This is a genomic window from Vibrio sp. La 4.2.2, assembly GCF_027586995.1.
GTDB lineage: Bacteria > Pseudomonadota > Gammaproteobacteria > Enterobacterales > Vibrionaceae > Vibrio > Vibrio mediterranei.
In genome coordinates this window covers 113,045-127,831 of the sequence record NZ_JAPPTJ010000003.1, presented here as the reverse complement: position 1 = coordinate 127,831, position 14,787 = coordinate 113,045, and the positions used below count along the sequence as shown (strand labels likewise).

11 protein-coding genes are annotated in these 14,787 nt (G+C 43.4%); 10 read left to right on the top strand and 1 reads right to left on the bottom strand.

Features of this window, described 5'->3' with window-relative positions:
• Positions 1-25 precede the first annotated feature (25 nt).
• The 9 genes from OH456_RS06930 to OH456_RS06890 all read left to right on the top strand — a co-directional run bounded on the left by OH456_RS06930 (position 26) and on the right by OH456_RS06890 (position 12,259).
• Positions 26-1,150 (top strand): sugar phosphate nucleotidyltransferase, encoded by a 1,125-nt coding sequence (locus OH456_RS06930; protein ID WP_124941083.1) that lies wholly within the window; start codon positions 26-28, stop codon positions 1,148-1,150.
• A gap of 11 nt (positions 1,151-1,161) precedes the next feature.
• On the top strand, positions 1,162-1,614 hold the full coding sequence (locus OH456_RS06925) for an ATP-binding protein (protein WP_031496075.1): 453 nt from the start codon (positions 1,162-1,164) through the stop codon (positions 1,612-1,614).
• Positions 1,615-1,623: 9 nt separating this feature from the next.
• Positions 1,624-3,780 (top strand): glycoside hydrolase family 2 protein, encoded by a 2,157-nt coding sequence (locus tag OH456_RS06920; RefSeq protein WP_270033159.1) that lies wholly within the window; start codon positions 1,624-1,626, stop codon positions 3,778-3,780.
• A 90-nt stretch (positions 3,781-3,870) separates the two neighbouring features.
• On the top strand, positions 3,871-5,730 hold the full coding sequence (locus OH456_RS06915) for a glycosyltransferase family 2 protein (protein ID WP_270033158.1): 1,860 nt from the start codon (positions 3,871-3,873) through the stop codon (positions 5,728-5,730).
• Positions 5,720-7,036: a DUF3131 domain-containing protein gene (locus OH456_RS06910; RefSeq protein ID WP_124941086.1), complete on the top strand. Its 1,317-nt coding sequence runs from the start codon at positions 5,720-5,722 to the stop codon at positions 7,034-7,036. The genes OH456_RS06915 and OH456_RS06910 overlap by 11 nt, the downstream gene beginning before the upstream one ends.
• Positions 7,037-7,063: 27 nt before the next feature.
• On the top strand, positions 7,064-8,473 hold the full coding sequence (locus OH456_RS06905) for a DUF3131 domain-containing protein (RefSeq protein ID WP_006070677.1): 1,410 nt from the start codon (positions 7,064-7,066) through the stop codon (positions 8,471-8,473).
• An 11-nt stretch (positions 8,474-8,484) separates the two neighbouring features.
• Positions 8,485-9,876: a DUF3131 domain-containing protein gene (locus tag OH456_RS06900; protein ID WP_236112005.1), complete on the top strand. Its 1,392-nt coding sequence runs from the start codon at positions 8,485-8,487 to the stop codon at positions 9,874-9,876.
• Positions 9,863-10,858: a hypothetical protein gene (locus tag OH456_RS06895; protein ID WP_270033157.1), complete on the top strand. Its 996-nt coding sequence runs from the start codon at positions 9,863-9,865 to the stop codon at positions 10,856-10,858. The genes OH456_RS06900 and OH456_RS06895 overlap by 14 nt, the downstream gene beginning before the upstream one ends.
• A 123-nt stretch (positions 10,859-10,981) precedes the next feature.
• The gene (locus OH456_RS06890; RefSeq protein ID WP_006070680.1) at positions 10,982-12,259 is read left to right on the top strand and encodes a glycosyltransferase; all 1,278 of its coding nucleotides are present in this window, start codon (positions 10,982-10,984) and stop codon (positions 12,257-12,259) included.
• Positions 12,260-12,320: 61 nt separating this feature from the next.
• Here the strand turns inward: OH456_RS06890 and OH456_RS06885 are convergent, their stop codons facing one another.
• Complete coding sequence (locus OH456_RS06885; RefSeq protein ID WP_124941089.1) at positions 12,321-12,512, bottom strand: hypothetical protein; 192 nt, start codon at positions 12,510-12,512, stop codon at positions 12,321-12,323.
• A 346-nt stretch (positions 12,513-12,858) separates the two neighbouring features.
• Here OH456_RS06885 and thrS point away from each other — a divergent pair, with 346 nt between their 5' ends.
• The gene (thrS, locus tag OH456_RS06880; protein WP_031494507.1) at positions 12,859-14,784 is read left to right on the top strand and encodes a threonine--tRNA ligase; all 1,926 of its coding nucleotides are present in this window, start codon (positions 12,859-12,861) and stop codon (positions 14,782-14,784) included.
• Positions 14,785-14,787 lie beyond the last annotated feature (3 nt).

Below are 14,787 nucleotides of genomic sequence, written 5' to 3'. Positions count from 1 at the left end.
TCTAATTTAGGCTAGGGGATAGGCAATGAAAGGAATGATATTGGCGGCAGGTAAGGGGACTCGAGTTAGACCCATCACTCAGCAGATACCTAAACCTATGATTCCGATATTGGGTAAACCTGTAATGGAGTCGATGATTGAGTTATTCGCTCAACACAATATTACTAAGATTGTCATTAATACAAGTCACTTGGCTGAGGTAATAGAAGACTATTTCGGCGATGGTCACCATTTTGATGTTCAGCTTTCTTATTCTTGTGAAGGAGAGCTTAAAGACGGCAAGTTTGAAAGCAAAGCCCTAGGTTCGGCTGGGGGGATGAAACGCATTCAAGAGTTTTCAGGATTCTTTGATGAGACGTTTGTCGTGGTTTGTGGTGATGCGTGGATTGACCTTGATTTGAAAGAGGCGGTTCGCAAGCATAAAAAATGCGGAGGTATTGCGACCATTATAACCAAACGAGTGCTTGAAGAAGAAGTCGAAAAATACGGTGTTGTGGTAACGGGCGATAAAGGTTTGGTGCAAAGTTTTCAGGAAAAGCCCGCTCGCGAAGATGCGTTGTCTAATCTTGCCAATACAGGTATTTACATCTTTGAACCCGCTATTTTCGACTATATACCTAGCGACCAAGAGTTTGATATTGGTAGTGAGTTATTCCCTAAACTCGTAGAGCAACATGTACCGTTTTACGCTGTTGAAATGAACTTTCAGTGGCTGGATGTCGGTAACATCAAGGATATTTGGGGTGTTACCGAGGATGTATTGAGCGGAAAAGTTCCAGGTTATAGAGTGCCGGGCACGCAAGTGAAAGCGGGTATTTGGCTCGGGATTAACACCCAAGTCGATCTTGAAAAATGCAATATTGTTCCGCCAGTTGTTATTGGTAGTGGATGTCAAATTAAGGAGGGTGCGACCATCACTGGTCCCGCTTTGATTGGCGCAAACTGTCAAGTGGACGCCAATGCGACAATAAAACATTCTCTGGTGTTTGATTACACACAAATTCATACCAATGCTGTTGTCGAGGAACAGACTATCTTTGGTGATTTTGGCATAGGACATGACGGTGAGGTTGAGGATAAAACTCAATGGACTAACCTGCGCCCACACCCAGCTTTAAATCGTTTAGCCGATGTGATTAATAAAATGTGATGGGAGAAAGCATGGTTGATAGCAATGTATTTACTCACACTTATGAAAGCTCACTGATTACATCAAGAAATGTTGCCGATGACCTGAAGGCATTTTGGTCTCAACAAGCGGTCAAAAACAGTGTTATTGATGAACTAGAGCTGTGCGTGGTTGAGTTGGTAAATAATGCTTTTGAGCATGCTTATAAAGAGCGTGAGGGTGAGGTTATAGAAATTGTAAGTACGTTGACAGATTCGACGATCACCGTTGATATCACCAATTTCGGAGAAGGAATGTCTCAAGATGATTTTGCGTCTGCGCTTGAGGCCGATTTTATTGAACCGGACGCGGACGATCCCGACACGTGGGTAACGTCAGGCAGAGGCTTTATTATTCTTGCGGCTTTAGTTGATAAAGTCGAACTAACATTCGATGACAACCGCAATACTTTCCATTTAATTAAGTCATATGACGCGGTGGTATAGGTGGCTGGGATGTGGCGTTGGATTGCAAAGTTAAGTATTGGAATACTATTGGTAGGCTGTACGTCTACCGAACTAGCTCACACTGATGCCACCCAGTCATTGGATGGCTATTGGGATTTCAAAAAGCTTAGTTCCGAAAATGCAGAGCAAACGAGCATCGCAGTTCCATCAAATTGGTACAGTTCAGGCGTAGAGTATTCAGGTAGTGCTTTGTACCAGACCAACTTCGATGTCAGTAATTATGACTCATCGAAGCGTTACTGGCTCAAGTTTGATGCTGTCGATTATCAAGCACGAGTTGCACTCAACAATTTTCCTTTCACGCCTCATAGCGGATATTTCGCCCCCTTTGATTACGAAGTCACAAATGTTATCAAAACCAACGACAATCAACTCTCTGTGGTGGTAACGAGCGAAAATGACCAGAAAGTAGAAGATTGGTCTCTCAACAAAAAAGAGATTAAAGGCGTTCTAAATCACCATGACACTCGACCTGGAGGAGCTTGGTCCGATAGAGGACAAGAAGCAAATTCTGGAGGAATATGGGGAAGCGTAGCTCTCGAGAGAACTGGCCCGATAGCGATAAAAGCATTTAAATTTGTCCCTGAGATAAGTCGTGATGGAGAGACGACTGGGCAACTTAAACTGACTTTGGATAGCAGTATTACCGTTGACGCAACCATTGTTATCGCACTGCAACGTCATAACACCGATCGATCTGAAGCGACGATTGAGCGCTACGAATTTACTCGTTCGGTGAATAAAGGAAAATCGGACATCCTTTGGACCATTCCTAGTATGAAGAGGGAACTGTGGTGGCCATATGATTGGGGAACGCCAACTTTATACGACCTTAGTGTTGAAGTATTCGAAGGTGAAAGAATTTTGTCTCATCAACGCTCTGAAAAAATAGGCTTTCGACATTTTGAATATTCAGAGGACAACCAACATTTCTACGTAAACTTCCAACCGTATTTTATTCGTGGGACTAATTACATTGGTAGTCAGTGGCTAGGTGAAATGGGGAATGAAGAATATGAACGTGATTTGATGTTGATGCGAGAAGCCAACATCAATAGTGTTCGAGTACATGCTCATGTTGCAGGTAAGCGTTTTTATGATAAAGCAGATGAGCTCGGTCTAATTGTTTGGCAAGACTTCCCATTGCAATGGGGTTATGAGGACTCAATTGGTTTGGTCTCTGAAGCAGAATCTCAGGCCAGAGATATGACCGATATGCTATACAACCATCCTTCTATCGCATTTTGGAGCGCGCACAATGAACCGCCGTGGGATGCAACGTGGATGAAATATAAGTACCAAAGTTATCAACCTGACCATAATTTGGAACTTACTAAAGCCGTTTATCAGGCTTTAAAAGCAACGGGCGACCATCGTATTGCAAGAGAAGCGTCTTACACCCATGAGCATCCATGGTTTGGTTGGTATTCGGGTCATTATAAGGACTACCGTAAAATCGCAGGCCCGCCAATCATCAGTGAATTTGGGGCACAGTCTTTCCCTGATGTTGATGTTGTGGAAACAATATTGAATGGGGAGTCTAATTGGCCACTCAATAAAGCACAGCTTAAGAAGCTTTCGTATCATAATTATCAGCATCATGAAACGCTCAATATTGCAAGGGTGGAAGTAGGGAACTCTCTTAATGACTATATTGCTAATACACAGCAATATCAAAGGCAAGTGAATAAATACGCCGCTGAGCAACTTAGATTGAAAAAAAATAAAGGCATCGCTGCAATATATCAATTTATGTTTGTGGATAGTTGGCAAGCCGTAACTTGGGCAATTCTTGATGCAGAACGAAATCCTAAACCTGCCTATTTTGCAGTTAAAGAATCATTTCAGCCTATTTTAGCGATTGCCAGTGTAAATAATGACAAGTCGTCTAAGATTATAAATATCAGTGTAATCAATGACTCAAGAAGCGAGTTTTCAAAAGCAACCGTGTCGCTCGAATGTTTCGATAATAACAATGAACTCAATCTGTGTTGGGAACAAAACGACGTAATTATCGCTTCAAATTCGATTTCTGACATTGCTTCAGTTCCGCTAAATATGGTGGGTTCAGAGTTTGTGATTGATATTAAGTCAAGGGATGGAGAAGTGATATCCAGTAATCACTATTCCAAAGGAGATTACTAATGTGCAGAGCGTTAAATGATAGGTGTTTTTAAATCGACACATTAGGGTTAATAAGTAGGAAATTTCATTTTCTATAGGGAAGCTAGGCAAATGGACAACTATTTTCAAAAGTATGAACATCGAGTGCCGCCGGAACCTGTACCTCACAGTATACCGAGAGAGTTGCTGTATCAATATTTAGCGACGTGTAATTTAACGTTAGGTGTTTGGTACCTGTGGTGGCGTTGGACTTACGCTCTGAACATGGATGCATTGTGGTTTTCACTTCCATTGGCTTTTGCAGAATCTTGTGCATTTATCGGCTCTATATTGTTTACGTTTAACTTATGGAAAACTAAAGATGAACCTAAGAAAGAGCCACCATCAAATATCAATCAATGTGTTAAAGACTCCGCCGAGGACAGGCCGTTAGCGGTCGATGTCTTTTTCCCGAGCTATGACGAAGAGCCTGACCTCGTCAGACTGAGTATTGAAGACGCCCAACGAATTACTTATCCCCATGACATCGAGATGAAAATTTTCATTCTTGATGATGGCAAGCGGGAGTCGATGAAGGCACTTGCAGAGGAGATGAATGTTGGATACATCACTCGCGAGGGAAATGTGGGGTTCAAAGCCGGTAATCTGAGAAATGCCATGGAACAGACTTATGGTGATTTCGTGGTTATCTGTGATGCTGACACTAGGCCACTACCTACGATTCTAGAGAATACGCTAGGTTATTTCCGAGACCCAAATGTGGCTTGGGTCCAGACACCACAATGGTTCTTTGATTTACCAGAAGGAGTTCGTCTTCCGGTCTGGCTGGAGCGTAAATTTGGTAAAGCTGCCGCCGCTCTTGGCAAAGGAGTCGAAAAGTTTTACGGGCCAGTGACCTTTGGCCAGGATCCTTTTGTCAATGATCCGCAAATGTTCTATGACGTTATTCAACGTCGTCGTAACTGGGTAAACGCGTCATTTTGTTGTGGTGCAGGCTCGATTCATAGACGCGAGGCGGTAATGGAAGCAGCGCTAAGAGCATACGCTGAACAGATCACCAAAGAGCAGCAAGATGTTGAAAAGCAGATACGAAAACTGACCAAGGAAAAAGAGGTTGATAAGTCGATTTCAGACAACCTTAGAAATGAGATTTTGTTTGATACGGAATTTACACCATATAAATTCCATGTATCAGAGGATTTGTACACTTCGATTGTTCTTCATTCAGATACAGAGCGAAACTGGCGTTCGGTAATGCATCCGAGAGTAGAAAGTAAAATGCTGTCACCGCAAGACTTGCAAACTTGGACGGTTCAGCGCTTTAAGTACTCTGGTGGTTCCATCGACATCTTTATGAATGACAATCCGATTTTCCGGAAGGGCTTGAGCTTTAAACAAAAACTCATGTATGGCGCGAGCTTCTGGTCTAACTTATCGGCAGTCTGGAATATCATTTTCCTTGCTTGCCCAATAATCTATTTTCTTACCTCAATCGCTCCTGTTAGTGCTTATGATGTGACCTTTTATTTACATTTCTTGCCGTACATCTTAACTGCGGAAATCGCGATGATGGTGGGCACTTGGGGTGTGGCTGGCTACAAAGGTAAGACAAATTTCTTGTCATTTTTCCCAGTTAATTTGCGTGCGCTTTGGACAGTGCTTAGAGGACGCAAAATTAGCTTCCCAACCACACCAAAAGAAAGACAAACAGGTAATTTTGCCAAACTTGTATTGCCTCAAATGGTGGTGTTTGGCTTAAGTCTCTTCGCTATTTTTTATGCTTGGGTCGGTTACTACACGGGCTCTTGGGGTGAATATTCCGGTGGCGGTCTAGTGTTCAACACATTCTGGATTCTCAATAACATGCTAGCTATGTGGGGAATGATAGCTGCCGCTTTTTGGGAGCCTCCAAAAGAAGAGAAAAACAAAGAAGAAGTCACCAGCACAGAGGATTTAAAGTATGAAGTTTAAAGACGCATTATTGGCTGCAAGGCACCACGTTGTTTTCATTCTTGGTCTGTGTACTGCATTGGTCATCGCTTTCAATATAGAGACGCGAGACTACGGAAAGGTGTTAGGCAATATCACCTTTGAAGCTCACGAAGAGATCCCACTTAAAGAAAATCGAGTGTTATCTCATGAAGAGTTTACTTGGGCGAATACGGCGTGGCGCTACTTTGAAAACAATTACCAAGATAACACGGGATTGGTGAATTCCGTTGATGGCTATCCGTCGACGACTATGTGGGATACCGCCTCTTATTTAATGGGCCTCATTGCTGCGGAAAAAATCAATGTGATCACTGATGAAGTGTTTGAAATGCGAATGCAGAAAGCGTTGCGTTCACTTGCTAGACTTCCTCTGGTTGAAGGTAAGTTGCCAAATAAAGCTTACAATACACAAACGTTAGAAATGGTGGATTACCAAAACAACCCGACTCCTGAAGGGATAGGATGGTCAGCCATTGATATCGGTAGAATACTAGTGCCACTCAATATATTGATCTGGCAATATCCTAATTTCAACGCAGATGTAAACAACATTCTTAATCACTGGAAGATTAGCGAAATGCTAATCGATGGATATCTATACGGTTCTAGACCAAGTGAACAAGGCGGTTTTGAGTTAGTGCAAGAAGGACGTATTGGTTATGAAGAATACGCGTCTAAATCTCTGTTCCTGATGGGACGAGATGTATTTAATTCAATGAAATATATTGATTATCTAGACCTGATTGATATTTACGGCATTGAAATTCCAACCGATAAACGCGACCCAGCTAAGTTCCATGCTCACAATTACGTGGTTAGTGAATCTTATATTCTTGATGGGCTAGAGTTTGGTTCTGACAGCGTCTCGAAAATCTTCGCGCACCGTGTGTTTAGTGCTCAAGAGCGCAGATATGATGATACTGGCGTGGTTACTGCAGTAAGTGAAGATAACGTCGATGAGCCACCTTATTTCGTTTACAACACGGTTTTTTCTGACGGTAAAGAATGGAACGCAATTTCAGATGATGGTAAAGACCAGTCACACCTAAAAACCCTATCTACCAAGGCTGCGTTTGGTTGGTACGCCTTGTATGAGAATGAATACACGGATTTGTTAATTAGTGAAGTATCGCCTCTGTTCTCAGAAACCAAAGGGTGGTATTCGGGTCGCTATGAAGTTGATGGACGACCTAATAGAGCAATTACCGCGAACACCAATGGCATTGTTTTAGAGTCGCTGGCCTACATAGAAAACGGACCATTATTAAGCGTAGGCGCAAAATAAGGACAAGGTTGTATTAGGGAGAATAACATGCGCTATTTGACAACGTTATGTGTTGCGCTTGCAGTGGCTGGCTGTGGTAATAAATATAATCAGTTTTCCGACGATATTGTCGAACGTAAAAGTCATTGGAGCATTCCGCAGGCTCGACAAGGTGAGCTTACCGAAAAAGAAATGGATATGGCTCGTATTGCTTGGAAGTACTTCGAGAATAATTATCAAGAGCCAACAGGTCTGGTTAATGCGGTAAATAACTACCCATCGGTCACGTGGTGGGATGCGGCGTCTTACCTAGCAGGTATGGTGAGTGCGTACGAGTTAGGAATCATTGAGAAAGAGGAAATGGACCGTCGCTTGATTGCCTTTATAGGGACGTTAAATCGATTGGACCTATTCCGTGGCGAGTTACCTAACAAGGCTTATAACACACAAACTGCTGCCAAAGTGGACTACGGTAACCAACCAGGGGAAATCGGTTATTCTGCTCTCGATTTAGGCCGATTGCTCATCTGGCTATATATCGTCAAACATCGTTATCCAGAGTATGCGACCGGTATCGACCAAGCGATTTTGAGATGGAATTTCTGTAATGTCGTTGACGAGAACGGCACTATGTTTGGTGCGTTGCTGGAGAAAGACAAGCCTGTTCAGTATCTGCAAGAGGGCAGATTGGGTTACGAAGAGTATGCAGCCAAAGGATTCCAACTCTGGGGGTTTGACACTAGTCAAGCCTCTGATCCAGAGCCTTATGCCACCATCAATTTGTACGGTTATGATGTCCCTTACGATACCCGAGATCCTAGAAAGCTTAAAGCACATAGTTACGTTGTAACTGAAAGTTATGTTTTAGATGGTATTGAGTTAGGGTGGGACTTGACCGACGATAGGACAGGACACAACTACAGTTATACTAATGAATGGATGGCTGAGTTCGCGTTACAAATTTATCGTGTACAAGAGGAACGATACAAGCAAACCGGTATTATCACTGCGCGTACCGAGCACCAATTAGCAGGGCCTCCATACTTCGTTTATGACACCATTTATACCGATGGCTTTGCTTGGAATACTATTTCTGAGAATGGCGAATATCTACCGCAGTTTTCAGCTGTTGCAGTAAAGGGCGCGATGGGGATGTGGGTTTTATGGGATACAGAGTATACCGATCTACTATTCGATCATATTTCTCACCTTTACGATAGAGATAAAGGGTTTTACGAGGGTATTTTTGAGAATGGTACCGGTCGTATCAACACCTTTACATCGAACAATAATGGTATCACCTTAGAAATTCTGCTCTACAAACAACAAGGGAAGTTACTCAAGTATCATGACGATATAGCACCGAGCTTGTGGGAAAAAGCATTGGAATCGCCTTTTGGTTATGAAGGTCAGTGCTTGCCACGCGAGAACTATAAAAAGAAGAAAAATAAGTCTTAGGGGCGCGTCGAATGCAAAGGCTGGTTGTTTTGCTTTTAGCTCTGCCTCTACTTTATGCCTGTGGAACCATTGTCCAAGGTGTAAGTTCTGGTGTTGAAGCAATCAATACTTCTCAGACATTTCGTCAGGGACGTTACGGTAAGCTAACTGAACAAGAGTTGGCTTGGGCAAGTACTGCCTGGAAATACATTGAGAACAACACCCAGCTTCAAACTGGATTAGTTAATGGCATCGACAACTACCCATCAACCAATATGTCAGGGATTGCCGATTATCTATTCGCCTTGCTCGCAGCGAAAGAGTTCGAGTTTATCTCAACCAAACAATACGACGAACGACTCACCTTAGTACTGACTTTTCTCAATGACATGAACTTGAGTATGGGACAAGTTCCGCACAAGGTCTATCACACCCAGACGGGACAGAAAGTGGATTATGGTTTGCAACCTAGTGATATTGGATGGTCCTCGTTAGATACTGGGCGTTTACTTATTGCGCTAGCCATCGTTAAGCAATTCTCTCCTGAATTTACCGAATACATTGATAAAGCAGTATTACGCTGGAACTTCTGTGAACTTATCAATGAAGATGGTGAGTTGTTCGGCGGTGCAATATATGGCGGCAATGTGACCCGTTACAAAGAGGGGCGTTTAGGCGTCGAAGAATATACCTCTTATGGTTACTTAGATTGGCAAGTTGTACCTTACAAAGCGATGCGAATAGACCCGTATGACGTTGCGACTATTTATGGCATCGACCTGCTTTTCGATGGCAGAGATCCCAGAGACTTTGACGTCCTAAGACCTGTCTACAGCACTCCTTATTTATGGATGGGGTTAGAGTTTAACTGGGACAAGATTTCGGATTCCAGTTCCAACGATGCGAATCACTCTGACCCGGTAATGTCCGCGATGGCAGATTCTCTTTATTTAGTGCAAGAAGCGCGTTGGGATGTAGATAGAATCTATACCGCGCGAGGTGATCATGTAGTAGCAGGCGATCCTTATTTTGTTTATGACGCGGTCTATGCCTTGGGTACTCCATGGATAACGTTAGCCGAAGATGGAAGTTCCCATGATTTGCTTGCTTTGGTATCGACTCGTGTGGCTTTTCAAATGTGGGCGCTGTGGAAGACCGATTATACCGACCGCTTGATGGTACTAGTGCGTGAACTCTACGATCCGCAACGAGGTTGGTATGAAGGCCGCTATGAAAGAAACAGTAAGTACGAAAAGAGTATTACGCTTAAGACCAACGCTGGGGTTCTAGAAGCCTTGCTATACAAGCAGAATGGTAAGCTCTATCAACCATCGGGAACACGAGAATACCGAGATGTACAGTTTGACTCACGTTTCTATCATCCTGGTAAGTGTTTAGTGGAGACGTTTGATGACTACAATTAGATTTCTGCTGTTGTTATTCCTGTTTTCCTTTGCCACGTCTACTAGTGCACAGGTTCAGGACGTCGAATTAAGGGTATTTAGTCAGCCAACCTTACTGGCTGGTAACGGAAGATTTAAACAAGCAGCGGAACAATACCATAGACTGAGTCTGCAAATACTAGCCTCGGAAGCAAAACTGGGTACGGAAAAAATGTGGCAATACGCAGGTCTTGCTGAAGCTCTAGCCACGGTGTGTGCCAACTTAGACAATGACCCGAAAGCGTATGAGTATTGGGCTAATAGTGTGCGTTATTTACTGACTGGAGGGACGGAATGGTCTCAAATGCAGCAGTATCTTCATCAAAAAAACGAACAAGCAAATACTCAACTGCTGACGCAAATGCAGACTTTTGATGTTGCTGGTGGCTATGACCAATCGTGGGAAAATGATGCGGCAGTTTTGCAAGTTTGGCAGGAAAAACTCAATCTTTTTGCATTCTCTGGTCCCAAGATTGGCCTAAAATCTACTCGCACACAGACAAGCTTACCATCGAGCACGCCACCACCAGTGGCTACGCAAACTGTTCCTGGACAAAAAAAACTAAAAGGCATTGAATCGAATTTTTCTCAATCTCAAGGCTTTGTGCCGAAACCAGCATCACAACCTAACGAAACGCCCGAAGGTATTAATAATGCAGCTCCAACCTCCGCCCCAGCTAGAGCAGTGGTGACTAATCGTCACTTGATTCAAACTTCACCAGCGCCAGCTGAAAACGAGGTTACGATAATCGCGACGCCAATTGATGAATTCGATTACGAAGCCGCAGAACGAGATGAGATAAATGCTCTGGCAAATGAAGCTGATTTGGGGGGCTTAGACAGTACCCTCAGCACAGAGAGGCAAGTACCAAGAGCCAATATTGGCGCAGAGAGTAGCTCGGGTGTCGAGGCTGTGCAACGAAGGAGCTTTGCTCCAGTTCCGGTAGAGCAAGAAAACCAGTAAGTAAACAACACGATTTCATATTGTTTGTTTAGAATTACCTGCTAGATATATTGAAGACAATTATTTGAACTCACGCCCATAAATCCTAGTCTGCTTTTGTTTCCACTAACTAGGGCAGGGACCATGGCTAGCAATCAAGATCTCAAGCAAGCATCTACGCTTCTCCAAAACTCGAACGTACATTTCGACCTTACCGATAATCACCAACAAAGGGGCTTGTTGCAATTAGCAGAGCAACTAGATGCGTTGAGCAGCCTATCTGTTGGCGACTTAAAGCAATTAGCGATAGAAGACCAAGCGCCACTGGAATACCGCTTAGCTGTTAAATTGGTTGCCTCAAAGCGCTATGTAAGAAAAATCCAAACACCATTGCGCATTGGTGTGGTGTTTGCGATGTGGGGAGAGCACAATCGATTAAACCCTAAAACAGAACAAAACCCCAACGGTGAAGATTCGTTGAGAATGAAGGTAGAACAGCTAGCTTGGATCACTTCGGGAAGTTGCATCGATTGGCATCTTTACCCAGTAGATGATGGATGCCCTCATGATAGTGCTGATATTGCGAAAGGTATCGTTAAGACCACAGAGCAGCCCGATAAAGTCACAGTATTTAAACTGTCGGAACATTTGGATACGGATGAAGGACCGTTAGCTAATCTGAATAGTGCTGACGACTCTCGTAAAGGTGGAGCGATTGTACTTGGTTGCCAAAAGGCCATAGATGAGGGCGCAGATGTCGTTGTTTATACCGATGCTGACAACTCAGTTCATTTAGGGCAAATAGGATTGCTGCTAGAACCTTACTTAGAACAGGCCAAACAAGTGGTTTTAGGTAATCGCAAACATCCAGAGTCGATTTTGGTCAAACAAGAAGAGCGTTGGGGCATCGGCATTAAGACTCTACGCCATATGCAGCGAATGATAGGGGAGCAAATATTCTCTCAAGGTATTAAAGATACTCAGGCGGCATTTAAGCTTTATTCCCGTGATGCGCTGCAAGTTATCCTTCGTAATCCAACAGTGTATGATTTTTCATTTGATACCGATTGGATCTTGGCCGCGATGGAATACAACAAGCCGATTACTACCGTGCCATTTGCCTTTATTGATTCAGCAGCAGAGTCTGCCTCGATCGTGCAAGGTCCTATGACAACTTGGTATACGCTGTTAGAAGGGTTAGTCAAAGCGGCAAGGGCTCGTCATGCGTCGTACAGTCGTGATATGGCAAAGGTCTTTGATGAGGAGATTCATTCCCACAAAGATCTAGAACTGCTTATTGATATTTTACCAAAACAGCTTGCTGAAGCCGATGACAAATCGTTGGGTGATCCTGCCATTATGTCGCCTAATGAGGTAAGAGCTTGGATACAGCAAGCGAGATACGCTAACGCGAGTTCGTGACTCACGGAGTGAGGATGTTAAAAAGGAGGCAAGCATGCCTCCTTTTTACTTTTTGTTTATCTTATTCGACGACTTTGACTCCGGATATTCGAGTGCCATTAGCAAGCATAATGATGGCGGTGGAATCATCATGATTTTGGTCGAATTGGTTTTCAACTTCGATAACTTCGCTGCCTAGCGATAAGTGTCCTTCACAATATACGGTAGAATGCCCATCTTGATTGAGTTTGACGTAATATTCTGAGTGGTCCATAAGAAGTCCTTTTTCCAACATACCTAATATATAGATTAGAAGCTATTGATGTGAAATCAAAGATTCACATAACGAGAATCAGGCTGTAATAGCAGGGATTTACGAGGTGTACCATGCAATGGGAGAGAGGCGAGTTATCGTTGTTTTATTAAACATGTCACATTTCTGATTGTTATTTCTTGAGCTTTGTTTACAATGTTCGTTCGCTTTGGCTGGTGCATCCGTATTTGCATCAAAATAAGCAGATAACACAATGAAATCGCGGCAGTTTTCGCTTCACTGAAAATTGCTAACCAATAAAACATGTCTTGCTTGGTGTGCAAGACCACTGTAAATAGGATACTACATGCCTGTAATTACTCTTCCTGACGGTAGCCAACGTCAATTTGATAACCCTGTTTCTACAATGGATGTCGCTCTTTCAATCGGTCCTGGTCTTGCGAAAGCAACCATCGCTGGTCGTGTAGATGGCGAACGTGTAGATGCTTGTGATTTAATTGAAAACGATGCGAGCCTAGAAATCATCACGGCGAAAGACGAAGACGGTCTTGAAATTGTTCGCCACTCTTGTGCTCACTTACTTGGTCACGCTATTAAACAACTGTACCCAGATGTGAAAATGGCAATCGGTCCTACGATCGACAATGGCTTTTACTACGATATCGATTTAGAACAGTCTCTTACTATGGAAGACGTTGAAAAAATCGAAAAACGTATGAAAGAGCTAGCAAAAACCAAGTATCAAGTTATCAAGAAAAAGGTTAGCTGGCAGGAAGCTCGTGACACATTTGAAAGTCGCGGCGAACCATACAAGATGGAAATCCTAGACGAGAACGTTTCTAAAGACGACCGTCCAGGCCTTTACCATCATGAAGAATACATTGATATGTGCCGTGGTCCTCATGTTCCTAACATGGGCTTCTGCCAACACTTCAAACTACTGAATGTGGCTGGCGCATATTGGCGTGGTAACAGTGACAACAAGATGCTTCAACGTATCTACGGTACTGCATTCCACGATAAAAAAGCGCTTAAAGCGCACTTGACGCGTCTAGAAGAAGCGGCAAAACGTGACCACCGTAAAATTGGTAAGCAGTTGGATCTATTCCACATGCAGCAAGAAGCACCGGGCATGGTGTTCTGGCACCACAACGGTTGGTCTGTATTCCGTGATTTAGAAGTATTCATTCGTGAAAAACTGACTGAATATGGTTACCAAGAAGTAAAAGGTCCTCTAATGATGGATCGCGTTCTTTGGGAACGTTCTGGTCACTGGGACAAATACGCAGACGCAATGTTCACGACTTCATCAGAAAACCGTGAATACGCGATTAAACCAATGAACTGCCCAGGGCACGTTCAGATCTTTAACCAAGGTCTTAAATCTTACCGTGATCTACCGCTACGTATGGCTGAGTTTGGCTCATGTCACCGTAACGAGCCGTCAGGCGCACTTCATGGCATTATGCGTGTTCGTGGCTTCACACAGGATGATGCACACATCTTCTGTACTGAAAGCCAAATCCAAGACGAAGTAACCTCTTGCATCAAGATGGTTTACGATACATACAACACGTTTGGTTTTGATAACATCGTGGTGAAACTGTCGACTCGTCCAGAGAAGCGTGTAGGTAGCGATGAAATCTGGGATCGCTCTGAAGAAGCACTAAAACAATCTCTTGAAGCAATGGAAATTCCATTCGAGATTCAAGAAGGTGAGGGTGCGTTCTACGGTCCTAAGATCGAATTTACTTTATATGATTGCCTAGATCGTGCATGGCAATGTGGTACAGTTCAGCTAGACTTCAACCTACCGGGTCGTCTAGGTGCTACATACGTGGATGAAAACAACGAACGTCAAGTTCCTGTTATGATTCACCGTGCAATCCTAGGTTCTCTTGAGCGTTTCATCGGTATTCTTATCGAAGAATACGCTGGCTTCTTCCCAACGTGGTTGTCGCCAGAACAAGCTGTTATCATGAATATCACTGACAAACAGTCTGATTATGTTCAAGAAGTAACACAAAAACTGCAAAAAAGTGGAATTAGAGCCAAAGCGGACTTGAGAAATGAGAAGATTGGCTTTAAAATCCGCGAACATACTTTGAAGCGTATCCCGTACATGCTTGTTTGTGGTGACCAAGAAATGGAAGCCGGAGAAATTGCAGTACGTACACGTAAGGGTAAGGACCTAGGCAAGTTTAAAGTGGATGACTTTATCTCATACATCCAAGCCGAGGTTTCTAGCCGTAAGCTCAATCTGGAGGAATAAGCT